Below are 24,156 nucleotides of genomic sequence, written 5' to 3'. Positions count from 1 at the left end.
ATGACTGATTCCCGCCAACAAAAACTGATTGATCTGGGGCCGCACGCCCTTGCAGATGCCTTATTGAATCTTGCAGTCCATTCCGAGGAGGCGGATGACCTGATTGAACAGCTGATTGCCACCCCAAAGGAAAATGTTCAACGATTTAATAAGAAGCTTTCCGGCCTGAAGCATTCAAACCGCTTTATTGATTGGCGGGGAGCCTCCAGTTTTGCCCGAGAATTGGAAATGCTGCTGCAGGATTTAAAATCCGGTGTGGATGATCCGCTCACCGGCATTGAACTTGTCGCAGCATTTTACGAGGCTGACAACACCATTTTTGAGATGTGCGATGACTCCAGCGGAAATATCGGCGATGTTTTCCGCTATGATGCTAAAGAACTATTTGTGGACTATGCCTCACGCTGTAAAGACAAAGAAAAAAGGCTCATCGCGGATTAGTGTGAAAAAATGTAAGTTGGCTAATTTTATGCGAGATATTTGTAATCAAATCATATAATAATGGGAAAGGCCAATAATAACTAATGAGGTTTTCCCATGAAATTACTACCGTACATACCAACTTTTATAAAGGACGCATCAAAAGCCGTGAAACGAATTAGCAAGTCAGAATTCAAAAAAACGGCGGATAACACACTCACTGAATTATTGGGCATTGCGACCTTATTTGTAACAATGTATGCCCTTCGTCGAGAAGGGAATCACGAAATACTGCATCTTTGGTGTGCCCATCGAGATGATGTTGCTTTGTGCCCTCATTGTGGTTGCCTTTCACAGGATGTCCATCAAGAAGAAGAACGATCAATCCGACATTTAGATGTGTGGGGGAAAAAGACTATTTTGCATTTTTTAGCCCGCCGTTTCAAATGCGAAGATTGTGATAAGATCTTTTCTGAGCAATTGCCTTTTGTAGATTCCCATCGCAGACAATCAATTGCCTTTGAACTACATGTTTACCAGTCCTGTCTTGAATCGACCCGTAAGGCTGTTGCTGTACGTAATGGGCTGAGCCACTCTACGGTTAAAGAAATATTCAATCGTTTTGCTGCATTGAAGCACAATTTAGATAGTTGCGATACAATCAGGGTTCTGGGAGTAGATGAGATTTCCCTTAAAAAACGTTACAAGCAATTTGTTCTTATTATTTCAGACATTTCAAGAAAATGTGTTCTTGCAGTACTGCCTAACAGAGAAAAAGAAACATTAGAAGCCTGGATTGAATCGTTGAGCCCTGAATGTCGAAAGTCAATCCGCTTTGTTTCCATTGATATGTGGAAACCTTATTATCAAGCTGCCCGTAGTAAACTTCCCCGTGCCAAAATTGTGGTTGATCGTTTCCATGTAATGAAACAACTCAATATGCGCTTGACGAAGCTCAGAACAACATATCAAAATCAATGTGGTCCCGAATTAAAAAAAGTACTTAAAGGCAGCCGCTGGATTTTAGTACGCAACCGATCTGAATTGTCAAACAAAGAGGAAGATCAGTTAAAACAGATATTTCAAGAATGCCCGGAGCTTCGTACTTTGTACTTGCTAAAAGAAGAATTCCGGACGATTTTCGAAAAAATAACATGCCGGGAGAAAGCTGCCCGGTTTCTTGATGCATGGTGTCGAAAGGCTATGCGAACAGGTAACAAGTTTATTGCAAAATTTGTAAATACTTTTAAAAACTGGCGAGATCAAATCCTTAATTATTTTATCGAACGAGTTACCAACGGATTTGTCGAAGGTACTAATAATGCACTGAGAGTAATAACACGCATAGCTTTTGGATACCGAAATTTTGAAAATTTTAGACTACGGGTACTCGCAGGGTTAGGTGTTTGTCACACTAATCCGCGATGAGCCAGAAAAAATTGCGGACATCATTCTCAAGGTAAATAAAAAGGACAATTACGGCATCCGGGACACTTTGATTGATTGTGCAGGAGTGTGTCTGCCTGAGGATGTTATCCGAACGATGATTACAACGCTTCAGCAAAGGGCGGACAAAGAAAAAGATGAATACGGCAAACGTCATCACCTGATGTTGATCGAATCACTGGCCCGCCAGATCAAGGATGCAAAGCTGTTTGAAAAGACGCGCATCGCTTCATGGGGAAATTTGTCCACAGCGGCGCTGATTGATATTGCCCGGGTATACCTTGAAAGCGGAGATGTTGAAACCGCCCATTCCTGGCTGAAGAAAATTTCGGAAGGTGAAACCTTTCAAGCATACGAGCGGGATAAGCTCCTTGAGGAGATCTACCATAAGCAGGGTGATTCTGAAAAGCTGACGGAGCTTCTGTACCAGAAATACAGATCCCATCATTCCACTGACACCTTGCAGGCGCTTCTCGATGTCATCGGTCATGACAAACGGAATGATATTATCAATGATGAAGTTGAGCAAATCCTGAAAACCGACAAACTCCGGGAATCCGATGCCAAATTCCTGATTGCAGTCGGGAAGATAGATGAAGCCGAAGAATATCTTCTGGGGCGTGCCGACCAGCTTGATGGTAATCATTACGGCAGTCTGCTTTCTCTGGCAGAAGCGATGGAGTCAGAAGATCGCCGTCTTGTCACCAGCCTGATGTACCGCAATCTGCTTTCCTCAATTCTGGAACGTGGGTACACCAAGGCCTATCCCCATGGTATTCGGTATCTAAAAAAGTTAGATAAGCTGGCGGCAAGCGTCGCCGATTGGAAAGAATTTAATCATCACGAAGCTTTCAAAGAGAAGATCATTCAGGCCCATGGCCGAAAACGAAGCTTCTGGTCAAAATATGAGGTGAAGAAATGAACGAACGATTTTATCTGCTAAAAATACAACTGATTGATATCGAACCGGCAATCTGGCGTCGTTTTGTGGTACCCGCCAGCATTACGCTGGACCGGCTGCAGGATGTCATTCAGATTGTCATGGGTTGGACCGACAGCCATCTGCACGAATTCACCATCGGTAATAAACGATACACGGAATACCCGGAATCGAAAGAAGACGGGTTGGTCTGCGGCAGATACCGTCTTGGAGATCTGATCAAGCAGAAAGGCCGCACCTTTCGTTATCTGTATGATTTCGGGGATAGCTGGGAGCATGAACTTGTTCTGGAGGAAAGCCGCTATTTCAATCCGGAACTGAGAACGGAGCTGGTCTGTCTTGAAGGCGAACGGGCCTGCCCTCCTGAAGATGTGGGCGGCGTACCCGGCTACTTTGAATTCTGCAACGCCCTGAAGGACCCGAGCCATGAAGAGCACGAAGGTTACATGGAATGGTCCGGTGGCGATTACGACAGTGATCGATTTGATTCCGATTCTATCAACTGGGAGTTGATGAAATACCTCCGTTGGTCCCGGGACAGGTATCAAAACTGGGGCGGCGTTGAATGAAGACGGATAAAAACAAGCAACTTCAAAAAGTTGGAAAAAAAGAGACTTCTATTGTTCGTTCCTCGGCGGCCGAGTATTTAACATTTGTTGCAGCCACAGGCAAGAGCGGTGTTGAGGCGGTATACGCAGACGAGAACATCTGGCTGACCCAAAAAATGATAGCCACGCTCTATGACGTTGATGTCAGGACGGTAAACTATCATTTGAAAAAGATATTTAGTGACAGCGAGTTAGAGGAGATTTCAGTTATCCGAAATTTTCGGATAACTGCCTCTGATGGCAAAAATTATAACACCAATCACTACAATCTCTCGGCCATCATCGCCGTAGGTTATAAGGTCAATTCGGAACGAGCCGTGCAATTCCGTAAATGGGCAACTCAGGTTATTCGGGAGTTCACCATCGAGGGGTATACCATGGATGATGAACGTCTGAAGAATGACGGCACTGTCCTTGGAAAAAAGTACTTTGAAGAACAGCTGGAGCGCATCCGGGAAATTCGCCTTGCATTATGGAGCGGAGACCTTTCCTATTTATACCGATGTATTTGAAATTTTGCAGCGAGGACTATGTCAAAATCGAAATTTTCTGAATACCGAATTCAACGCCCGGACTATTATTAATAGTTCTGACCATCAATCCACCGAAAAATAAAAAACCGGCACTCAATATTATCATCGCCCTCCTTCTGTCTTTGGCTGATCATAATTTGATAATCAAAATTGGCCGCAACGACGATCAAGGCCGGAATGTGCGTTTAAACACCCATTTGTCAAATAGACCATGGAAAAAACCAAATCACTTTGCGCAAATAATGGTGATGCACCCGTTTTCAACAGATTCCTCTGTTTTTTTAAAGCCGCTTTGGGATAATTGTTCAGTGATCCATTTTGGGGGCAACCGTAGTTTTCGGTAAAAGCTTTTATGAAGCGTCCAAGCGCCGTCTATTTTTTGATAGACAAGGTCATGCACCTTTACAGTGTCAGGCTCGTATTCAAGGAAGCATGTAAAAATGGTGTTCTCATCACTTTTCACAGGCAAAAACCTGTCTGTATCGGTTAATTCATAAGTCAGGTCCCGGAATGTCAGTATAAATTTGCCGCCGGGCTCCAATGCGGAAAATATTTTGCTGAACAGCGAGGTCACTTTTTCCTTTGATTCCAGATGAAGTATTGTATCTGTCATACAGACAATTAATTCAGCGCCGCTGTTAATTGTTTTGTCAAAATCAAGTAAATCAGCCTGCACCGTGGTGATGCCAAGGCCTTTTGACTGTCCTTCCAGTTCATGTATCAGCTTTGGGTCCAGGTCAATTGCCGTAACAAAATAACCTGCCTTTGCCAGGGGAATGGACTGGAATCCGCATCCGGCGCCAAGGTCAACAGCCACACCGGAACCTGTCGGGGCCAACCCGTGTTTATTGAAAAATTCGGTGTTGCGCCGGATACCTGTGTCAAATCCGCCGGACATCCATGAATAAATATCTGAAAGCAATTGCCCGTAATGTTCTTTAACACTTGCCATAATTTTTCCTTGGGTGCTGCTGGGTTTTTACCGCAGCCAATACAAGAACCGGTGGGCGTCTCAAATGATCTAAAAGCCCGGGCCTTTCAGCGACGGCATCCGGGGACGGCCCGGGTTCAAGGAGCCGTTGAATCGAAAAACCGGCGTCGATGAGTGTGTTTATGTAGGTTTCAACGGTTCGGTGGTATTTTATAACATCGTCAACAAACCAGCGGGATACCCGCAGGGTTTCCTTTTTATAGTCATCAACGGGCCAGTGTCTCTTGGTCCCGTCATCCAGGCTGCACCACCCCCTGAGCAACGAAGTGCAGATCGGATGTTCAACAGAAAAAATAAAATGCCCGCCGTCTTTGAGAGACAACGCCACTTTTTCACATACCGGCCGGATATCCTTTATGTAATGAAAACACATTGAAGAGACCGCCAAATCAAATGATCCCTGGTCCGCATCAAGATCTTCGGCCGCAATCTGTATAAAATCAGCCCTGGGGTCTTTTATGCGTTTTTTGGCTTCGGAAACCATATTCGCGGATATGTCCGTGCCCAGAACATATGCGGCTTTTTCTCCAAGACAATAAGAGGCAAATTTTCCAAAACCGCAGCCGATATCCAGGATGTCAAGCCCGTCAAGGGGCGGCAGAAGGCTGTAAATTGCCGGTTCTTCAACTGCGGCATTGAGGCCGCTTTCACTTGCCCGAAGCGCCATGTAATGTTCATAAAATTCCGGGTCATCATAAATATTTTGTTTCATACCATAGTTCCTCTTTTTCATGGCTGTTTAGGCGCAGATCAGTTTGATACAGGCCAACGGATCTGAATCAGGTATCAAACGCCTGGGATGTTTTGATGCTGAACGCCGTTAAAGGCACCTGGCTTTCCCACTGGGGCAGCCGGTTCATAGGCCCTTCAATGATGACCAACGGCGGCACACGGTTGGCAAGCCCATTGATCTTAGTCCACAATGTCGTATCTCCCCAGAATTGCGGGGGCGTTTCAGCCACGGTTACAGACCTGAAAATGTCGTCCGGTGTCTTGCAACCCGCCCGGATCGCTTCAAGAGCCAGGCTTTCCAGCCAGCCTAAACCGGTTACTGGGTCGGGCTGTTCTGCCAGCCACCGCCTTACTGCAGCCGGAATCCAGGGTAAAGACGGCGCATCCATCTTGGACAGTTCCGTGAACAAAACCGTGTCCTGGGTTGCAAAGGCCTTGTCCGCAAGGGCTGCAAGCTCAAATTGGTCGTCTGAAACAGGGCGCCGGCTCTCATAGAGCGACGCAAGCTGCCCGGGCTGCAACTGTCCGAGCCCGTGGAATGGCTCTATCCCGGGGAAAGCATCCACACAAAGAAGTTCAACTTTCCGGATCTCCTTATGGGACAGGCATGCAAGAATATGGACAAGCATGGACTGATCAAACAGGCACGCATCAAACCACAGAACAATGCGTTCATAAGACGCGGCTTGTGCAAGTTTTTGGTACTGATGATGAAAGGTTTCCAGAACAAGGTCTTTGGCCAGTCCGCCTGCCGTGTATTCTTCCAGGAACAATGCCCGGGCGTTGAGAACATTTTCATCCGGCCATCCCGGTTGTCTGGGACCGTCATAAAGAATATCATGCCAGACAAAGACCTCCCCCGGAAGGCCTGCCTTTGAAAGAAGTTCGCCTGCAATGTCCCCGCTTGTGAGATGAAGTATCCTGGTCATTCATTTTCCCCTTATTTCCAATTTCGATAAAAACAGGTTTATGATATCTATCTGCAGGCAAAAAATAAACTGAAAACATCCCCTCAAATGACTTGAATCCGGATGAATGACTGTGATGACCAACGCACACATACTGGCTTCCAAACTGTCCATTCCCATGCATCCGGATTTGTTTATTTCCTCCCGATTGTCGGGTATCCTGAAACATTTGACTGAAAAACGCCTGACCGTGGTAACCGCTGGTGCCGGGCATGGAAAGACCGCATTGACGGCCTGGGCCGTACGGCACAAGGATATCACGCCGGTATGGTACCATCTTGATGAACAAGACCGGGATTTTTCCCGGTTTATCCGGTATGCGGCAGCGGGTTTAACATCCTGCACCAAAAATCCGTGCCCCATGATGGAACGGCGCATTGCCCCTTTTTCAGCTATTCACAGGGAGCGGGCCCTGGCAGAGATTGTCCATGCCCTGGAAGCGGCTCCCGGCCCCAGGGTCTGCCTGGTTCTGGATGATTTCCATACTGTGCAGGAAGAAACGGCCATCTTGGAATCGGTTAAATTTCTGGTTGAAAACCTGCCCCCATGGTTTCATATCATCCTGCTGACCAGATCCACCCCTGAAATGGGGTTGTCCAGGCTTCATCTCACCGGCCAGGCCGTGGAAATAACCGAATCTGATCTTCTGTTTACATTGGATGAGACCCGCCAATTTTTGACCAAGCACCTTTGGCCCAGGCCACCCAAAAAGATATTTGCCGGGTACCTGATTCCCAGCACCTGAAGATGAAAAACTGGATCGGGTTTATACTTTGCTACCGGGACTTTGTTGCCGGGGATTTTAAGGCGGCTTATGCCGGTGCCTGCCGGAGTCTGGACTGGTATTCAAAAATGGATGCGGACATCATCATGCCCCTTTCATACCTGCATGCTGCATTGCCTGCCTATTTTCTGAACGAATTCAATATCGGTTACCGCTTGGCTGAAAAAGGGCTGGATCTTATCCGTGACATGGGTATTCGTGATAACCAGGAGGGATGGCTCAATTATGCGGAGGCACTTCACCTGTGCGGTCTGAAACGCCTTGATCAGGCCCTTGAAGGGATCCGAAAAGCCCTGGCCCGGTTTACACACCAGGCCAATTACTGGGGCCAGGCCCATGTTCATGATCTCATTCATTTTATCCGGTTAAAGCAGGGCGATTTCCGGGGTGCGGAAAAAGCCCTGGAACAGGGGCTGATGTTGCTGCGCCGGACAGGTCTTGGTATGACCCAAGGCATTCTTGAAACAGGCATGCTGGGTGTCTGGCTTGAAACCGGCCGGTTTGGCGCTGTGCTGGAAAAAACAGCCCAGGTCCTGGAAAAGGTCAGGGCGTCCGCTTTTTATACCTTTAAAATCCTGATGATATCCGCCCGGTGCCGGGTGCATTTAAATGACCGGACCACGGCACTGGCGGAACTGAACCAGGCAATTGATATTGCAGCAAAGTTCGGCTATGTGCACCAGGTGGCAGATGCCGGACCATGCATAGAACCGCTTTTATCGGCTTTGTATTCAAATGGTACCAAACAAGGGTTTATCCGGGAAGTTTTTCAGAAGATCAACCGGGTACATCTCCTGCCGGAACAAGGCATAAAAGAACCGGTTCCGCCCTTACGGATATCACTTTTAGGCAGGTTCCACATGATTTTGGGCGAACAGGATATGATGCCTGAAACATTTCACAATACCAATGCGTTGATGATGATTAAATATCTGGCGCTCAACCAGCGCAACGGATTTAAACACCGGGATGAACTCATTGAGCTGCTCTGGCCGGAACAGGATTTTAATAAAACGCGCAAGCGGTTCAACGTGGTGGTCACCGCTGTCCGAAAATTTTTTGAGCCCCACATCCGGCGCGGGGCGCCATCCCGGTATCTGAAAAAACAGGGGAGATCATTCCGGCTCTCCCTGGGCCACACAGGTACTGTTGATGTGCTGACATTCCGGGACGCGGTCCAAAAAGGAAACACGGCTCTTGAAATGGAGGCTGCCGTGCCCCATTATGAAGCCGCTCTGGCCGTCTATAAGGGACCGTTCCTGGCTGAAGATGCCTATACCCAGTGGTGTATTGAGAAACGGCAAAGATTACAAGATATTTATTTGTCGGTTCTGTGGAAATTGATCTGCTATTTTCTTGACAGGTCACAGAAAGTCACCCGTCTGGGTCCCTGATTTATTCCCGGTTTATCCGGTAACGCTATAATCGCGGTATGTGCAAGTTTTAACCGCTATTTTTACAAGGAGGCAGGGAATTGAATAAACAGACACACACACTTCTGGTCAAGAATGCCCGGTTGATCGACGGCCTGGGCAATGTGTACGAGGATCTTCAATCCATATACATCCATGAAGGGCAGATCGTGGAGATTGGGCACTGCACGTATCCGGACCATGTGCCGGTGCTGGATGTAAAGGGCGCAACCGTTATGCCCGGCCTGATTGATGCCCACGTACACCTGCAAAGTGTTCCCGGATCAGTGTTCCGCAAAGACGATGAATCACAGCTTAAAACCTACCGATACCATCAGCTGAAGTCATACCTGGCCTGCGGGGTCACCACTGTTTTGGACAATGCCATCTCCCCCCAGATGCTGGGTGAATTCAGCCAATACCTTAAGTCAGGCGGTGCGGGCCCCAGGATATTTGCACTGGCACCTGCGTTTTATCCGCCCAACGGATATCTGGACAATGACATGCTCACCGCTTTCTGGGGGCCCCACTGGCAGCCGGCAAAGACCCTGACAGATGTGGCAGTTCTGTTCCGGGAATATGAGGGGATGGACAATGTCATCGGCGTAAAAGCCATGATTGAAAGCGGATTTGGCAAAGCAAATATCTGGCCGCTGCTCTCCGGTGAAATACGAAATCTCATTGTTGATGAGGCCCGGAAAAGGAACCTGCCTCTGTATGTCCATGCGTATAAAAACAGAGAACAGGAAATCGGGCTTGATATGGGCGTTCACTGTTTTGTCCATTCCGGGTTTATATTCAAACAGCCCACGAACCGCTTTATCAGCCGGATGAAGGAACTGGGTACATACATGACCACCACCTTGTCCTGCACCTTTGACCAGATGCTGGTGCAGTTTGAGCGGGAACGGCTGGACAACCCGTATCTAAAATTGCGGGTTCCCGGAGAACTGCTGGAAACGGCAAGGGATGACCGGGCCTGGGACGATTACTATGACCGGTTTTTTAAGCTGTCATCTCCAAAATGGCTGCCCGGCTTTGTCATCCGGTCCCTGCCAAAGGTTGTGAACATCGAAAAATCAATCAGATCTTGTTTGAACAACGCATCCCGGGCAATCCTCACCCTTTATGAGGCAGGAATTCCCATTGTAGCCGGCACAGATGCCTCCAGCTGGCCCGCATTTCCCAATTTTTTCCACGGCACCAGTATGATCCGGGAAATGGAACTGCTCTACAAAATCGGCATCCGGCCCATGGACGTGATTTCATCGGCCACAAAAATTCCTGCCAGAATGATGGGACTATCGGACAGGATCGGCACCATTGAAAAGGGAAAATACGGAGATATGATCGTTGTCCGGGAAGATCCTTTAAAAAACCCCACCGCCCTGGAATCATTGATGTGGACAATTAAAGGCGGTGACGCCCGTACTCCAGAGGCGTGGATGACCGATAATTCAGCGAAATTATCAGACGTTGCTTTCATATCGTGAAAAACCCTATATAATTATGGGATAAAGAAAAAAAAGAAAGTAGTACGTGAAGCACAGCATTGCACGCACTGGAATCGTTAAGGAAAAAAATGGCTGGAAAAATTCTTCGGGTAGCACTTATCGGATGCGGTCGGATTGCCGCCAAACACATCATGGCCATAACAAAAAAAAACAGCGGCCTTTTGCTCTGTGCGGTGGCAGACACAGCCCCCGGGGCTTTCGACAAGGTGTTTGATTCCTGTAAGCTGTCGCTCAAAAGAAAGCATCAAATAAAGAAGACCGTAAAAACATATGCGGGTTATCACGAGATGCTTGACAGGGAAAAACCTGATATCACCTCAATAACGGCTCCGTCAGGACTGCATTATTCCATCGCAAAAGCGGCAATGCTCAGCGGCTCTCATATTCTCCTTGAAAAGCCCATGAGTATGAAAGCCAGCCAGGCCAGAGAGCTGCGTGATATTTCCGAACAAACAAACAGGCGCATTGCCATGGGGCATATCTTCCGGTATTTTCCCGTTGTCGGGAATCTGCAAAAAGATGTTGCTGCCGGACGGTTCGGTAAAATCAGTCACGGCTCGGTAATTGTGCGCTGGGGACACGATCAGGCATATTACGGCCAGGCATCCTGGCGCGGCACATGGAAACACGACGGCGGCGTGCTGATGAACCAGTGCGTTCATGCCATTGATCTTATCTGCTGGCTTATGAATGGCAATGCCATTGCTGCAAATGCCATGATCAGCAAACGCTTTCATGACATGGAGGCGGAAGATATCGCCCTGGGTACGCTTAAACTTGACAACGGCGCGCTGTGCCAGATCGAAGGGACAACCAACTCACCTCCCGGCGACCACGAGGCGGCGTTTTACCTGCTTGGAGAAAAGGGCGGTTTTCGCATGGGGATTCGAAGGGGCAGGCCATATTTTGATATAAGAATTAACGGTAAAAAGAAAAATCTCGAATACTTTATGAAAGAGATCCGGTCAAGGGGTCTTTCCAGCCTGTTATCCCTGACCAATCCCCATGCCGGAATATACGCCGACTTAAGAGGTGCCATCCTTAACGGAAAATATCCCATTGCCGATGCAAAATCAGGCATGATGTCTGTTGAATCTGTTCTGGCGTTATACCTGTCGGCAAAGGAAAAAAAGCAGATAACGATCCCCCTTGCAAAGGATTTCTCATCCCAGGAGATGTCGGAATATAGTTTTGGATCAATGTCATAAATTTAAGCATTGAGTATTTTATTTCACCATGAAGGACATGAAGAGCATGAAGAATATATGCCGGGAAATCAATCTTCATGTCCTTCATGCTCTTCATGGTTTTAATTCGGAAGCATCTTAACTTTATGACATTGAGTTTTGGATAACGGTCAAAATATTCACCTTTGTTCGAATCAGGTTCATCAAAAAAGGAAGAAAAATGAGTGAAGATATACGATGGAAACAACGGTTTTCCAATTTTAACAAAGCATTGACCCAATTGCAGAAGTTCATTGATAAAGGTGAATTGTCCGAACTCGAAGCACAGGGGCTGGTCAAAGCGTTTGAATATACATATGAGCTGGCCTGGAACACCATAAAAGATTTCCTTGAATTCAGCGGCCAGTCTGATATTTACGGATCAAGGGATGCCATTCGAAAAGGGTTTCAACTGGGTCTTATTACAGACGGTGACGGCTGGATGGATATGCTGAAAAGCAGGAATCAAACCTCCCATACATACAATGAGGATACGGCAAGGCAGATCAATAACGCCGTTGTCACCCGCTATTACGATCTATTTATCCGGTTAAGAACCAAATTTGAACAGCTCCGCGACAATGACCTGTAACCAGAAAAAAATCAGATTCGGGCTCAGCCGGGAAACCATAGAAAAAATCAATTTTGTTTTTCAGACATTTGACGAAATAGATGCAGCCGTTCTTTATGGTTCCCGTGCCAAAGGAAATTTTAGGCCCGGTTCGGACATTGATCTGGTGTTGAAGGGAGAACGGATAGACCTGCACCTGCTGAACAAGATCAGTCTTGCCCTTGACGACCTGCTGCTGCCTTATACCTTTGATCTCTCAATTTATCATCAGATCAATAACCCGGACCTGATCGACCATATTATCCGTGTCGGGAAAATGTTTTATACAATGAAGCGTTGTGATGGATAGGATTCTATCTTCCATATAGCGGCCCATCTTATGATCAACCCCGAAGACCTCTACCTGAGCTGGGTTTCTTCCGAACATATCGTTTATCTTGTGGGCTTGCGGCCCATGTGGGGTATATATAACAACAGGGCCTGGTCCTCCCACTGATTCAGGTTAATGGTCCGGCCCGGTACTTTGAGCCGGTTTTCATAATTTTTGTCTGTTCTGACCACCAGTTTCGGGATGGGACGCGCCATGTAAAGAACAAACCGGGACCCCTGTTTTTCCCATCTGATCCCGCCCGGTTCATCCGGGCTTGAGGGCAGTCCTGCACCATGGGCTGAAAAATATTCACAGGTCTGGATAATCTCTTTTCCCCGGATCTCATACTCGTCAATCACCCGGGTTTTGGATACGGAGTGAATAAAGGAGAGGGAAAACTGCGTTCCAGTTCCCAACGGAACCTGCATCAGCACCTCATTCCCCGGAAAGGTGGCAACAACAATCTGACCGGCTGCCGCAACCGGCCCGCAAAAACAGGAGCCCACCAGACACAAACATACAAGTCTCCCTAAAGCAAAATATCTCATTTTAAATCAGCGCCCAGGTTTGGCACAACGCTCCTGTTGGGACAAATATTACTTACTGAATAAGCCCTTTTTCCCGGTAGTATTTTTCTGCGCCCGGATGAAGGGGAATGGAAACAGACTCAAGGGCCTTTTCAAGGGAGATCTCCTTGCCTTTTACATGAACCTTGGCAAGCGTGTCTGTATTTTCATACAGGGCCTTGACAACATTGTATGCAATGGTGTCGTCCAACTGGTCATGGGTGGACCAGATGGCCCTGACAGCAATGGTTTCCACGTCTTCGGCTTGGCCTTTGTAGGTGTTGGCCGGCAGAATAACGCGGACATAATAAGGCTGAACCTTCTGCAGTGTCTTGATGGGGTTCCCGGCCAGGGGAAAAATCATAATGTCATGGTGATTGGCCAGTTCAAGAACAGATGCGGTGGGGGTGCCGGCGGTGATCAGGGCGGCATCCAGGTTACCGTCCTTGATCTTTTCAACAGACTGGGAAAAAGAAGAGTAGTCTTCTTTGATGTCGGTTTTGCGGTCCATGCCGTAAACACTTAAAAGGTCTCCCAGCAGCTGCCACTGGCCGGACCCCGGGGAACCCGAGGAGATGGATTTACCTTTAAAGCCTGTAAACGTTTTAATCCCGGCACTGGCCCTGACAACCAGCTGAACCGTTTCCGGATAAAGGGCCCCCAGGGCACGCAGGTTTTTCAATTTTTTGCCTTCAAACTGTTTGGTGCCTTTATACGCAGCGTCCAGGATATCAGCCGCCACAAATGCAGATTCAATGCCGTTGCGGCTTAAAAGTGTGGCATTGGCCACCGAGGCATTCCCGGTTTCTACCGTGGCAGACAGTTTTTTGCCGTCAATGACAACCTTGTTGGAGATCATCTGGGCCAGCATGCCGCCCAGAGGATAGTACGTGCCGCCGGTACCGCCGGTGGCAATGCCGAAAAAGATCCTGTCCCCCGCTGCAGCCTGGGATGAAAACAGGCAGGCCGCCATAAACAGTGTTGAAACAAACCATGCTATTTTTTTCATAAAACTTTCCTCCTTTTACTTCATATAAAAACATTTCCCGGGAGAAAATCTGTTTTTAACCCGGAAAACCTAACATCCGGTACACGATGGGGAATGGTATCTGTATTGAGAGCAATACAGTAACACCTTTCCAATCACGGATTCAACCAAGGCTGCTGTTTTCAAAACAAATGCGCAAACCCAAGGCCGCGGGCATTGCATATTAGGCCTGTTTTCTGTTATTTAGGTATCTATGACACAAACGAATTCACCTGTATCGCACAAGCAGCATCAATAACACATGACAGCCCAATCATCCTTTGCCCAAAAATTTACAGATCAGGTGCTTGGCACCATCCGGGAACACGACATGGTTACCCCCGGCCACAGGGTATTGATCGGCGTTTCCGGGGGGCCGGACTCCATAACTCTGGCACAGGTTTTGACAGATTTAAAAAAAAATCTGGACATCCGTATCGGCCTGGCACATCTGAACCACATGCTTCGGGGCAGCCAGGCCCTGGCCGATGAGACCTTTGTCCGTGAATTTGCCCGGGAACACAACCTTGACCTGGTTGTTGAAACAAAGAATGTAGCAGAACTTGCGAAAAACCAACGGCTTTGTGTTGAAGAGGCCGGCAGAAATGCCAGGTATGATTTTTTTACCCGGGTGGCCTGGGAAAAAGGATTTCACCGTATTGCCCTGGGCCATAACCGGGATGACAATATAGAGCAGGTTTTAATGAATCTTATCCGGGGGGCAGGTCCCCGTGGCCTTCGGGGGATTCCGCCGGTCAGGCAGAAAAAATTTATACGCCCCTTGATCCGGATGCCCAGAGCCGATATCCTGGCGTTTCTTGATGAGATAAACCAGGATTATCGGATTGATGGGTCCAATGAGGACACATCCTACCTTCGCAACCGAATCCGGCATTGTCTGATCCCGTTTCTTGAAAAGGAGTTCAATCCCGACATTAAAGCAGGGATAGAGCGCATGTCCGGCATCATCGGACAGGAAGATGATTTTCTGGACCAGATGGCCCGAACCGCCCTGGACAAGGCAGTAACCAAGCGGGGAAAAAATCAGATTGATTTGTCCATACCCGCGCTGAATAAACTTGACCGGGCCCTGGGTGCCCGGGTCATCCGCGCAGCATTGTTGTCGGTAAAACAAAATTTAAGGCGAATTTCCAACACCCATATCCGGGATCTCCTTTATTTTGCAGGCAAAAAAGGCGAATCAGGAAAGAGCCTGGACCTTCCCGGGCAAATCCGGGTATACAGACAAAGGGATCTTCTGCGTATAAAAAAGGAAGAAACAGCACTGAGGACACTTGGCAGGCATCTTAAGACCCGCCGGTATGAAAATGGGCCACCGGGCGAAAACCCCGGGACATAACCCTTGTATAAAATAAATTTATGTTTATATATATTCATTAATGTTTTTAGCCGGAATAATCTAAGAGAGGAAAGACATTGAATCAATTCTATAAAAATATTTCCCTTTGGCTGGTGATTGTCCTGATGATGGTCATGCTTTACAATATTTTCAACCAGCAGCAGGGCGGCCAGTCAGAGATCGGCTATTCAGAGTTTTTATCCCTTGTGGAAAGTGGCCGGGTTCAGAGTGTGGTTATCCAGGGCCGGGATCTGATCATTACAGACACCAGTGGTGCGAAGTTCAGCAGCTATGCCCCGAACGATACCCAGCTCATTGATACCCTGCGCAAAAGCGGAGTAGCCATCAAGGCCAAGCCGCCGGCTGAATCGTCCTGGTTTATGTCCATTATCGTTTCCTGGCTTCCCATGATTGTACTCATCGGGGTATGGATCTTTTTCATGCGTCAGATGCAGGGCGGCGGCGGCGGGGGTAAAGCCATGTCTTTTGGAAAAAGCCGGGCCAGGCTCATGGATGACAAGGGGGAAAAAGTAACCTTTGCCAATGTCCAGGGCATTGATGAGGCCAAGGAAGAACTCACCGAAGTGGTGGACTTTTTGAAAAACCCCAATAAATATACCCGGCTGGGCGGCCGTATCCCCAAGGGTGTGCTTCTGGTGGGCAATCCCGGTACCGGAAAAACCCTGCTTTCCCGGGCCGTGGCAGGGGAAGCCGGGGTTCCGTTTTTCACCATCTCCGGATCTGATTTTGTTGAAATGTTCGTGGGTGTCGGTGCATCCCGGGTCCGGGATCTGTTTGCCCAGGGCAAGAAAAACGCCCCGTGTATTATATTCATTGACGAGATTGATGCCGTGGGCCGCCAGCGGGGCGCAGGGCTTGGCGGCGGGCACGATGAACGGGAACAGACGTTGAACCAGCTTTTGGTTGAGATGGACGGATTTGAAGCCAATGAAGGGGTTATTCTCATGGCAGCCACCAACCGGGCCGATGTTCTGGATCCGGCGCTGCTGCGTCCCGGCCGGTTTGACCGGCAGGTGGTGGTGGACATGCCCGATATCAAAGGGCGTGAAGGCATATTGCGGGTACATATGAAAAAAAGTCCCCTGGCCGATGATGTCAATCCGTCCATTCTGGCCAAAGGGACGCCCGGTTTTTCCGGCGCAGATCTGGAAAACCTGTGCAATGAGGCGGCTCTTCTGGCTGCCAAACGCAACCATGAAAAACTGTCCATGCGTGACTTTGAAGATTCCAAGGACAAGGTTTACATGGGGCTTGAAAGAAAATCCAAGGTAATCAAGGAAGAAGAAAAAAAGACCACAGCCTACCACGAGGGGGGCCATGCCCTGGTGGCCCGGTTCCTGCCCGGTACGGATACCGTGAATAAAATTACCATTATCCCCAGGGGAAGGGCTGCCGGGGTGACCTGGTTTCTGCCCGAGGAAGGGGATTTCAAATACAAGGACCAGTTGGAAAACGAACTGGCCATTGCCTTTGGGGGCCGTGTGGCCGAAGAGATCATATTCAAACGAATCTCCACCGGGGCCTCCAATGATATAAAGCAGGCCACCAAGCTTGCCAACCGCATGATCAGAAGTTTTGGCATGGGTGATGCTCTGGCACCGGTCTCCTATGAAGACCATGATGACAATATCTTCATCGGCAGGGAAATGACCCAGGCCAAAGGCTATTCCGAAGCCACGGCCCAGAAAATAGACGCCGAGGTGGCAGGCCTGATCAGCCGCGCATACAAGACGGCCAAAACCATTTTAGAGGAGAACATCGACATCCTCCATGCCCTGACCGACCTTCTTCTGGAAAAAGAAACCGTTATGGGGCCTGAACTGGATGATCTTATTGTAAGCCTGCGTCCGGAGTTTGATTTCTTTGGACGCCGGAATATCCGGACTGAACAGGAGCCGCCCAAAGAGGAGGAGGGCCAGGTACACGATAAGCAAAAAAATGTTAAGGATGACGGCTCCGACAATACAGTGGCAAAAGGCCCTGATCCGGACACGCCAGATTCTGATGCCCGGATTGTTGAGATGACAAATCTGAACCCGCCGGAGAAGTCTGACGCGTCCAAGGACAACAAAGAAGATAATTAATTTTCAACAGGTAACCGTTACCCGGGGAATCTTTTGACCACCACAGCCTTTACACTTGAATTTGGCCGCTTTAAACTGGATTTGGGTCCAAGGGCCTGTATCATGGGGATTTTAAACACCACGCCGGATTCTTTTTCAGACGGGGGAGAATACACCAGCCTGGACAAAGCCCTGACCCGGGCCCGGGAGATGGTGGCAGCAGGTGCCCATATCCTGGATATCGGCGGAGAATCCTCCAGGCCGTTTTCCGAACCGGTGAGTGAGCAGGAAGAGCTTGACCGGACCATTCCTGTTATTGAGGCCATTGCAAGCCGGATTGATATTCCCATCTCCATTGATACGGTGAAAGCAAAGGTGGCAAAAGAAGCCCTTGCTGCCGGTGGGGCCATCATCAATGATATCTCCGCCTTTGAAAAAGACCCTGCCATGGTGGATGTGGCCGTGGAGACCGGCGCCTTGGCCGTTCTCATGCATATGCAAGGCACACCCCAAACCATGCAGGTGAACCCGAGCTATGATGATTTCATGGGTGAAATCATCACCTATCTGCAAAAAAGGATAGACGTTCTGCTTGAAAAAGGCATGGCCCCCCAAAATATTATTTTAGATCCGGGGCTGGGGTTTGGAAAAACCGTTGCGCACAACCTTGTGCTGATCAAGGAACTTCACCAGCTTACAGCCCTTGGGTATCCAGTGCTCATGGGACCGTCCAGAAAGTCCTTTATCCAGCATGTGCTGGGCAATGTCTCTGGCAAAAAGGCCGGACCCAGGGATGCAGGCACCGAATACGGGACCCTGGCTGCCTGCGCAGCAGCCCTGATGAACGGCGCACACATTATCCGGGTTCATGATGTTGAAGCGGTGTGCGCATTTTCACACATCATTGACGCCATCAGGAATGCTTAGGCCCCGGCAGATATCTTTACTTTCCCGCCTGGCTGTGTCGGCCGCGGTGATGGCGGTTTTTATTTTCACCGCCTGCACCCAGGAACCCAGGGAAACAGACCTGCTTCTGCCTGTGGATTATGCCAATGTTCCGGATGATATGATTTTGACCAATTTTCACACGGACAAAATCGAAGTCAGGATCAAATGCAGGCCCAAACACATTGAAAAACTCTCCAGTGAAAGCCTGGTCTATCCCGCAGACATTTATACGGACCTGGCCTTTGACCCGGCAGGCGGCTCAGATGCCATTGAACCAGGCCGTTACCTGCTGCCTGTGGATAAAAACCGGCTTCCTTTGGGCAGTTCTGTTTCCATTATTAACATCACACCTTCCTATTTAAGCATCCGTCTGGAAAGAAAAGAGACCCGGGTATTCAAGGTGACGGTTCCGTTTATCGGAGAAACGGCCAAGGGCTATATGGCGCTTTCTCCGGTGTGTGAACCTGCCACCGTGGCCCTGACCGGAGCACAATCCCTGATCAACCGGATTGAACAGCTCACCACCAAACCCGTGGACCTGACCAATGCCAATGAAGATTTTAAAAAGGAAGTCCCCCTGGACCTTAAGCAGTCTGAACTTTTCACCGTGGCCCAGTCCATTTTTGTGGTGTCCGTGCCGGTTCAGCCGCTCCCAGGAACCCGGACCATTGAACAGATTCCAATAGAACTTCAAAACCGGCCCGGAAACAAAGTCAGTATTGAACCTTCAAGTATTACCATTGATCTTAAAGGCCCCCAGGAAGATTTGAACAACACGTCCCTGACAGACAAAATTTATGCGTTCATGGATCTTGAAGGGCTTAAACCCGGGGTATATGCCCGGCATGCCTATATTGACATCCCCGTGGAACTGGTCATGACCAATGCCTCGCCCCGGGTATTTACCGTTAAAATTGAATAAAGGACAAGGAGAAAACATGCTGCTGGTAATTGATGTGGGCAATACCAATACGGTGATCGGTGTTTATGAAAACGAAGCGTTGACGCAGGACTGGCGTATCAGAACCATCAGGGAAACCACGGCCGATGAATTTAATATCCTGGCCCGGGCCCTGTTTGCCGACAGGGGCATCCGGCTCACGGACATCACAAACATCGTTATATCCTCAGTCGTACCTTCCTCCGTGAGGATCTTAAATGCTTTCTGTGAACGCTATCTGGGTCTTACGCCCGTGTGGATCAATTCGGCATCCGTAAAAAAACTGATGCCCATTCTCTATTCCAACCCCAACGAGGTTGGGGCGGACCGCATTGTCAATGCCGTGGCAGCGTATGAAAAATATAAAAGGGCCCTGATCATCATTGATTTTGGCACAGCCACCACCTTTGACGCCATCTCGGAAAAAGGCGAATACCTTGGCGGGGCCATCTGCCCCGGCGTGATGATTTCATCCGAAGCCTTGTTCCAGAGAGCTTCCCGCCTGCCCCGGGTGGAAATTTTCAAGGCCCCGGAACGGGTGATCGGCAATGACACCATTGAAAGCATCAAGTCCGGTATCATTTACGGCAACGCAGCCATGGTGGACGGTATGGTGGACCGGATGAAACTGGAAATGAAAACCACACCCATGATCGTTGCCACGGGCGGACTTGCCCCACTCATTGCCGAAGTATCCAATGCCATTGAATCCGTGGATTTGGCCCTGACCCTGGATGGTCTTAAAATCATCAGCCGGGTACTGTAAATAAGATACCCCATGCGTAATGAAACCCGGCCCGAAGGCCGGGTTTCATCGTTTTAAAAAAACTCAGGAGGGCGTGGCAAAAAATATCTGGGCAGATTTTGGGAGGGAACAGGTTTCGTTCAGCCACCTGGCCTTATCTTTGATGGGGCCGTCTTTCATCAGCCTTGCCTTTTCAGGACACGCCTTGATACAGGCGCAGCACAGGATGCACCGGGCAGTGATGGTGACAAATCCGTTTTCCGCATCAATGGCCTTTGACGGGCAGGCTGTGGCACAGGTTCCACAGTTTGTGCATGCCTCCGTCACCTCAATGAAGTCCGGGGCACCCTTGCCCATGCCATCCTTATATGGATAATTTCCCGGCACCGTTAAGGCGGAAAGATTCTTCAAATCATGGGTCTCTTTGATCAGATATCCGGTATTGCCGCCAAACTCTGCGGCCATTTTCAGATCGTTTTCATCCGGTCTGTTCATGGCAACAGGAATATCAGCACTTGCAAAGGAGTGTTCACCGATAAAGGCAGCCCCTGAAATCGGGATAAATCCGCATGCTGACGCAATATCCTTAAGTTCCAGCAGGGCATCGTCATATTCCCTGTTACCGTATACTACGGTGAGTATGGCCGGGGTGTCGGACCCTGTCAGTTTTTTAAAGAAATCAGCCGCGTCTGCGGGCAGGCGGCCGGCATATACCGGCGCCCCCAGCAGCACGATATCATTGTCGTCAAAAGGCGCGAGCCCGTTTTCCCGGATCTCCGGACGGGTGACGTTGACGGCGGTTATTTCGGAGCCACTGATTCCTAAGCTTTGAGCAAGGCCCTGGGTTATGGCTTTAAGCACTGTTTCGGTTGTTTTGGTGGGGCTGAAATAGACAAGGGTAATTTTTTTCATACCTGAAATCTCCATTTATTTCCAATCAATTGCCGGTGGGTAATACACCGGTCTGTGGTATCGGGTATCGGCTTTTATCGTATTCTGGTATTCCTGACAAAGGGCAAAATAGCTGCCTTTAATGCCTCCATGTCACCGACGTTTAGAAAATGATCATCCACGGCAGCAAAATCCGGATCCAGCATATCCATGTTCCGGGAACAGGGCTGGAGTACATAGGATGCTGCCCCCTGTATCATTTTGCCTATATTTTTCATGATAGCGGGCGTGAGGAATGGCTTTGCACAGGTGGTCCTGAATTCATAGGCCGGTGCTTTTTTCATGATCAGCGAAATACTTTCCATGACCCGGTCCAGATGTCCGGGGTTTTTCATCACCATGGGATAGTGGTCTGTATCTGTTTTAATATCCATGGCCAGATAATCCACAAGGCCCTGGTCAAAAAGCGCATCCAGTACCCTGGGAGCTGTGCCGTTGGTATCCAGTTTGATTTTATAGCCCATCTGCCGGACCGTTTGGAGAAAATCAGTCAGATCCGGTTGAAGGGTGGGTTCTCCGCCCGTAACGGCAACCCCCTCAATCATGCCTTTGCGTTTTTCCAGAAAGGCAAAAATCTCTTCCTGATCCGGACCGTCGCACGGGCTTAGGTCTAATTGATTCAACCCCGAACCACCGGAACTGCGGCCCCCGGCAGGGACAGCAGACCCGGCAGCAAGATCCGGATTATGGCAGTAGGGACAGGTGAAGTTACACCCCCGGGTGAACACCACACATGCGATGGTTCCCGGAAAATCGATCAGGGAGTTTTTTTGAAATCCGCCAAGATACATGGGATAATGATTTTCAAAAAACTATGATGCAATTTTTGTCGCCACATTCTGGGCCGTATAGGTCTTACGCATTTTAAATTCCGTCTGCTTGCCGTTGTTCCACTGGCTCACCGGCCGCAGATACCCCACCACCCTGGAGTAGATTTCCGTATCGGCATTGCAGGTTTTGCATTTGGCATGTTCCCCTGCAATATACCCGTGGGACGGACAGACACTAAAGGTGGGCGTCAGGGTGAAATAGGGCAGGCGGAAGGTGTTGGACACCTTGGACACCATGTGCTTGACCGCCTCAATATCTGAAACCTCTTCGCCCAGGAACAGGTGCTGAACCGTGCCGCCTGTGTATTTGGTCTGCAGTTCATCCTGCAGCTCCAACGCCTCAAACAAGTCTTCGGTATAGTTTACCGGCAGGTGGGTGGAGTTGGTGTAAAAGGGATCGGAACCGTTTTTGAATTCTTCTTCATTGGCGCAGACAATGTGCTTGAATTTCTTTTTATCCAGCTTGGCAAACCGGTAGGTGGTGCCTTCGGCAGGGGTTGCTTCCAGGTTGAATATTTCACCGGTACTTTCCTGCAGGCGTTCGATTTTGTTTCGGATATGATCCATGGCCCTGACGGCAAACGCCTGGCCCCGGGGGGTGGCAATGCCGCAGTCCGTGCCCAGGAAATTAAGGCATGCCTCATTCATGCCAAGGACGCCGATGGTGGAAAAGTGGTTGCGCCAGTAAACGCCGGTATTTTCCTTGATTTTTCTTAGATAGAATTTTGAATAGGGATACAAATCTCCTTCGGTGAATTTTTCAAGAATTTTGCGCTTGATGCCCAAGGATTCTGCACTCAGGTCAATCAGCTTATCCATGCGGCTGAAGAAATCAGCCTCATCCTGGGCAAGGCGCCCGATCCTTGGCAGGTTCAGGGTGACAACCCCGATGGAACCGGTCAGGGGATTTGCGCCGAAAAGCCCGCCCCCACGCTTGCGCAGTTCCCGGTTGTCCAGTCTGAGCCGGCAGCACATGGAGCGTGCATCCTCAGGGTCCATGTCGGAATTAACAAAGTTGGAAAAATAGGGGATGCCGTATTTGCCCGTCATTTTCCAGATATTTTCCAGTTTGGGATTGGACCAGTTAAAATCTGCAGTAATGTTGTAGGTGGGAATGGGGAAAGTGAACACCCTGCCCTTGGCATCTCCTTCCATCATCACTTCTGCAAAGGCTGCATTGATTATGTCCATTTCATCCTGGAATGCGGCATAGGTCTCTTTCTGGTGTTTTCCGCCAATGATGACAGGGGTGTCCTTGAGTATGGCGGGCACGTTCAGGTCCATGGTGATATTCGTGAAAGGCGTCTGGAAGCCCACCCGGGTGGGGATATTGATGTTGAAAACAAATTCCTGCAACGCCTGTTTGACCTCCTTGTACTCAAGGTTGTCATACCGGACAAAAGGGGCCAGCAACGTATCAAAATTGGACATGGCCTGGGCCCCTGCCGCTTCTCCCTGCAAGGTATAAAAAAAGTTGACGACCTGGCCCAGGGCGCTTCTGAAATGTTTGGGCGGACAGGATTCCACCTTGCCGGCCACGCCTTTAAACCCTTCAACGAGAAGGTCCTGCAGATCCCATCCCACACAGTAAACGGACAGAAGGCTTAAATCATGGATATGGATATCACCGCTATAATGGGCATCCCGTATGGTCGGGGGATAGATTTTATTGAGCCAGTACTCGGCAGTGATATCCGAGGATATGTAGTTGTTCAGTCCCTGGAGGGAGTAGCTCATGTTTGAGTTCTCCCTGACCTTCCAGTCCATGCGGCTGATATAAGATTCCATGAGGCCGACGTTTTCATTGATGGCAATTTTCCGGATCTGGTTGTGCTGCTCCCGGTAAATAATATACGCCTTGGCGGTTTTGTAAAACGGGGAATCCAGAAGTACCCGTTCCACAATATCCTGAATCTCCTCTACCTCGGGAATGGGCCCCAGTTGAAGGTCCCGGGCAAGGGTCAATGCCCGCATGGTCATTTTTTTGGCGTCCCTGCCGTTGAATTCTCCTGTTGCTTCACCTGCTTTGATCAAAGCATTTGTTATTTTAGAAGAATCAAACGCAGCTATCCGTCCGTCTCTTTTTTTGATCTGTTCAAACATCTGACTACCTCTTGAAATCTGATTGATATTCGCATACTCTGATGGGAATGTAGCCGGAAGGTTCCAAACTACGAAGCAAACCTAACA

Annotated in this window: 24 protein-coding genes; 16 read left to right on the top strand and 8 right to left on the bottom strand. The window is 49.0% G+C overall.

Features of this window, described 5'->3' with window-relative positions; all coding sequences use genetic code 11:
• From Q366_RS14150 to Q366_RS14130, 5 genes are all read left to right on the top strand, one after another.
• Positions 1-441, top strand: a complete 441-nt coding sequence (locus Q366_RS14150) for a DUF6880 family protein (protein ID WP_051958069.1) — start codon at positions 1-3, stop codon at positions 439-441.
• A gap of 96 nt (positions 442-537) precedes the next feature.
• Positions 538-1,848: an ISL3 family transposase gene (locus Q366_RS14145; protein WP_035240134.1), complete on the top strand. Its 1,311-nt coding sequence runs from the start codon at positions 538-540 to the stop codon at positions 1,846-1,848.
• On the top strand, positions 1,823-2,788 hold the full coding sequence (locus Q366_RS14140; protein ID WP_245619968.1) for a tetratricopeptide repeat protein: 966 nt from the start codon (positions 1,823-1,825) through the stop codon (positions 2,786-2,788). Before Q366_RS14145 ends, Q366_RS14140 begins: the two co-directional genes overlap by 26 nt.
• Positions 2,785-3,375, top strand: coding sequence for a plasmid pRiA4b ORF-3 family protein (locus Q366_RS14135; RefSeq protein ID WP_035240132.1), 591 nt, complete (start codon positions 2,785-2,787; stop codon positions 3,373-3,375). The genes Q366_RS14140 and Q366_RS14135 overlap by 4 nt, the downstream gene beginning before the upstream one ends.
• Entirely contained in the window at positions 3,372-3,926 is a 555-nt protein-coding gene (locus Q366_RS14130) for a RhuM family protein (RefSeq protein ID WP_084691838.1), read from the top strand. Before Q366_RS14135 ends, Q366_RS14130 begins: the two co-directional genes overlap by 4 nt.
• 247 nt (positions 3,927-4,173) lie before the next feature.
• On the opposite strand, the gene Q366_RS14125 is transcribed toward Q366_RS14130, so the two are convergent.
• From Q366_RS14125 to Q366_RS14115, 3 genes are all read right to left on the bottom strand, one after another.
• The gene (locus Q366_RS14125; RefSeq protein ID WP_035240130.1) at positions 4,174-4,899 is read right to left on the bottom strand and encodes a class I SAM-dependent methyltransferase; all 726 of its coding nucleotides are present in this window, start codon (positions 4,897-4,899) and stop codon (positions 4,174-4,176) included.
• On the bottom strand, positions 4,886-5,650 hold the full coding sequence (locus Q366_RS14120) for a class I SAM-dependent methyltransferase (RefSeq protein WP_051958068.1): 765 nt from the start codon (positions 5,648-5,650) through the stop codon (positions 4,886-4,888). Before Q366_RS14120 ends, Q366_RS14125 begins: the two co-directional genes overlap by 14 nt.
• Before the next feature lie 67 nt (positions 5,651-5,717).
• Positions 5,718-6,599, bottom strand: coding sequence for a DUF1835 domain-containing protein (locus Q366_RS14115; RefSeq protein WP_035240125.1), 882 nt, complete (start codon positions 6,597-6,599; stop codon positions 5,718-5,720).
• A 115-nt stretch (positions 6,600-6,714) separates the two neighbouring features.
• Here Q366_RS14115 and Q366_RS14110 point away from each other — a divergent pair, with 115 nt between their 5' ends.
• The 6 genes from Q366_RS14110 (at position 6,715) to Q366_RS14085 (ending at position 12,494) form a co-directional block, all read left to right on the top strand.
• Positions 6,715-7,383 carry a MalT transcriptional regulator family protein gene (locus Q366_RS14110; RefSeq protein ID WP_035240123.1) on the top strand — a complete coding sequence of 223 codons (669 nt, stop codon included), beginning with the start codon at positions 6,715-6,717 and terminating at the stop codon, positions 7,381-7,383.
• Between the two features lie 2 nt (positions 7,384-7,385).
• Positions 7,386-8,816, top strand: coding sequence for an AfsR/SARP family transcriptional regulator (locus Q366_RS14105; RefSeq protein ID WP_035240121.1), 1,431 nt, complete (start codon positions 7,386-7,388; stop codon positions 8,814-8,816).
• 80 nt (positions 8,817-8,896) lie between these two features.
• Entirely contained in the window at positions 8,897-10,327 is a 1,431-nt protein-coding gene (locus tag Q366_RS14100) for an amidohydrolase family protein (RefSeq protein WP_035240119.1), read from the top strand.
• Between the two features lie 89 nt (positions 10,328-10,416).
• On the top strand, positions 10,417-11,556 hold the full coding sequence (locus tag Q366_RS14095; protein WP_035240117.1) for a Gfo/Idh/MocA family protein: 1,140 nt from the start codon (positions 10,417-10,419) through the stop codon (positions 11,554-11,556).
• Between the two features lie 199 nt (positions 11,557-11,755).
• Entirely contained in the window at positions 11,756-12,166 is a 411-nt protein-coding gene (locus Q366_RS14090) for a nucleotidyltransferase substrate binding protein (protein ID WP_035240114.1), read from the top strand.
• A complete protein-coding gene (locus Q366_RS14085; protein WP_245619967.1) occupies positions 12,138-12,494 on the top strand; it encodes a nucleotidyltransferase domain-containing protein in 357 nt (118 codons plus the stop codon). The genes Q366_RS14090 and Q366_RS14085 overlap by 29 nt, the downstream gene beginning before the upstream one ends.
• A gap of 83 nt (positions 12,495-12,577) precedes the next feature.
• Here the strand turns inward: Q366_RS14085 and Q366_RS20415 are convergent, their stop codons facing one another.
• The gene (locus Q366_RS20415) at positions 12,578-13,021 is read right to left on the bottom strand and encodes a DUF1850 domain-containing protein (RefSeq protein WP_245619971.1); all 444 of its coding nucleotides are present in this window, start codon (positions 13,019-13,021) and stop codon (positions 12,578-12,580) included.
• Positions 13,022-13,115: 94 nt separating this feature from the next.
• Positions 13,116-14,090 (bottom strand): TAXI family TRAP transporter solute-binding subunit, encoded by a 975-nt coding sequence (locus tag Q366_RS14075; RefSeq protein ID WP_035240110.1) that lies wholly within the window; start codon positions 14,088-14,090, stop codon positions 13,116-13,118.
• 280 nt (positions 14,091-14,370) lie between these two features.
• Between Q366_RS14075 and tilS the strand changes: the two genes are divergently transcribed.
• The 5 genes from tilS to Q366_RS14050 all read left to right on the top strand — a co-directional run bounded on the left by tilS (position 14,371) and on the right by Q366_RS14050 (position 20,206).
• Positions 14,371-15,468, top strand: coding sequence for a tRNA lysidine(34) synthetase TilS (gene tilS / locus Q366_RS14070; protein ID WP_035240108.1), 1,098 nt, complete (start codon positions 14,371-14,373; stop codon positions 15,466-15,468).
• A 77-nt stretch (positions 15,469-15,545) separates the two neighbouring features.
• Complete coding sequence (ftsH, locus tag Q366_RS14065) at positions 15,546-17,573, top strand: ATP-dependent zinc metalloprotease FtsH (RefSeq protein WP_035240106.1); 2,028 nt, start codon at positions 15,546-15,548, stop codon at positions 17,571-17,573.
• Between the two features lie 33 nt (positions 17,574-17,606).
• Positions 17,607-18,479, top strand: a complete 873-nt coding sequence (folP, locus tag Q366_RS14060) for a dihydropteroate synthase (RefSeq protein WP_035240104.1) — start codon at positions 17,607-17,609, stop codon at positions 18,477-18,479.
• 49 nt (positions 18,480-18,528) lie between these two features.
• Positions 18,529-19,422 (top strand): CdaR family protein, encoded by an 894-nt coding sequence (locus tag Q366_RS14055; protein ID WP_245619966.1) that lies wholly within the window; start codon positions 18,529-18,531, stop codon positions 19,420-19,422.
• A 16-nt stretch (positions 19,423-19,438) separates the two neighbouring features.
• Positions 19,439-20,206: a type III pantothenate kinase gene (locus Q366_RS14050; protein ID WP_035240100.1), complete on the top strand. Its 768-nt coding sequence runs from the start codon at positions 19,439-19,441 to the stop codon at positions 20,204-20,206.
• A gap of 63 nt (positions 20,207-20,269) precedes the next feature.
• Here Q366_RS14050 and Q366_RS14045 read toward each other — a convergent pair whose 3' ends face one another.
• The 3 genes from Q366_RS14045 to Q366_RS14035 form a co-directional block, all read right to left on the bottom strand.
• Positions 20,270-21,097 carry an EFR1 family ferrodoxin gene (locus Q366_RS14045; RefSeq protein ID WP_035240098.1) on the bottom strand — a complete coding sequence of 276 codons (828 nt, stop codon included), beginning with the start codon at positions 21,095-21,097 and terminating at the stop codon, positions 20,270-20,272.
• Positions 21,098-21,171: 74 nt separating this feature from the next.
• On the bottom strand, positions 21,172-21,927 hold the full coding sequence (locus tag Q366_RS14040; protein WP_035240096.1) for an anaerobic ribonucleoside-triphosphate reductase activating protein: 756 nt from the start codon (positions 21,925-21,927) through the stop codon (positions 21,172-21,174).
• A 21-nt stretch (positions 21,928-21,948) separates the two neighbouring features.
• A complete protein-coding gene (locus tag Q366_RS14035; protein WP_035240093.1) occupies positions 21,949-24,069 on the bottom strand; it encodes a ribonucleoside triphosphate reductase in 2,121 nt (706 codons plus the stop codon).
• Positions 24,070-24,156: the final 87 nt, after the last annotated feature.

The organism is Desulfobacter vibrioformis DSM 8776 (assembly GCF_000745975.1).
Lineage (GTDB): Bacteria > Desulfobacterota > Desulfobacteria > Desulfobacterales > Desulfobacteraceae > Desulfobacter > Desulfobacter vibrioformis.
The sequence above is the reverse complement of the archived record's forward strand: the minus strand, read 5'-3'. Positions and strand labels throughout refer to the sequence as shown.

Bases quoted from the DNA above. Each gene is read 5' to 3' on its own strand.
- Q366_RS14125 (WP_035240130.1), bottom strand. From the start codon at position 4,899: ATGGCAAGTGTTAAAGAACATTACGGGCAATTGCTTTCAGATATTTAT.
- Q366_RS14090 (WP_035240114.1), top strand. From the start codon at position 11,756: ATGAGTGAAGATATACGATGGAAACAACGGTTTTCCAATTTTAACAAA.
- Q366_RS14150 (WP_051958069.1), top strand. From the start codon at position 1: ATGACTGATTCCCGCCAACAAAAACTGATTGATCTGGGGCCGCACGCC.
- Q366_RS14035 (WP_035240093.1), bottom strand. From the start codon at position 24,069: ATGTTTGAACAGATCAAAAAAAGAGACGGACGGATAGCTGCGTTTGAT.
- Q366_RS14045 (WP_035240098.1), bottom strand. From the start codon at position 21,097: ATGAAAAAAATTACCCTTGTCTATTTCAGCCCCACCAAAACAACCGAA.
- Q366_RS14040 (WP_035240096.1), bottom strand. From the start codon at position 21,927: ATGTATCTTGGCGGATTTCAAAAAAACTCCCTGATCGATTTTCCGGGA.
- Q366_RS14135 (WP_035240132.1), top strand. From the start codon at position 2,785: ATGAACGAACGATTTTATCTGCTAAAAATACAACTGATTGATATCGAA.
- Q366_RS14120 (WP_051958068.1), bottom strand. From the start codon at position 5,650: ATGAAACAAAATATTTATGATGACCCGGAATTTTATGAACATTACATG.
- Q366_RS14110 (WP_035240123.1), top strand. From the start codon at position 6,715: ATGACCAACGCACACATACTGGCTTCCAAACTGTCCATTCCCATGCAT.
- tilS (WP_035240108.1), top strand. From the start codon at position 14,371: ATGACAGCCCAATCATCCTTTGCCCAAAAATTTACAGATCAGGTGCTT.
- Q366_RS14130 (WP_084691838.1), top strand. From the start codon at position 3,372: ATGAAGACGGATAAAAACAAGCAACTTCAAAAAGTTGGAAAAAAAGAG.
- Q366_RS14095 (WP_035240117.1), top strand. From the start codon at position 10,417: ATGGCTGGAAAAATTCTTCGGGTAGCACTTATCGGATGCGGTCGGATT.
- Q366_RS14105 (WP_035240121.1), top strand. From the start codon at position 7,386: ATGAAAAACTGGATCGGGTTTATACTTTGCTACCGGGACTTTGTTGCC.
- Q366_RS14050 (WP_035240100.1), top strand. From the start codon at position 19,439: ATGCTGCTGGTAATTGATGTGGGCAATACCAATACGGTGATCGGTGTT.
- Q366_RS14115 (WP_035240125.1), bottom strand. From the start codon at position 6,599: ATGACCAGGATACTTCATCTCACAAGCGGGGACATTGCAGGCGAACTT.
- Q366_RS14055 (WP_245619966.1), top strand. From the start codon at position 18,529: ATGGCGGTTTTTATTTTCACCGCCTGCACCCAGGAACCCAGGGAAACA.
- Q366_RS14145 (WP_035240134.1), top strand. From the start codon at position 538: ATGAAATTACTACCGTACATACCAACTTTTATAAAGGACGCATCAAAA.
- Q366_RS14075 (WP_035240110.1), bottom strand. From the start codon at position 14,090: ATGAAAAAAATAGCATGGTTTGTTTCAACACTGTTTATGGCGGCCTGC.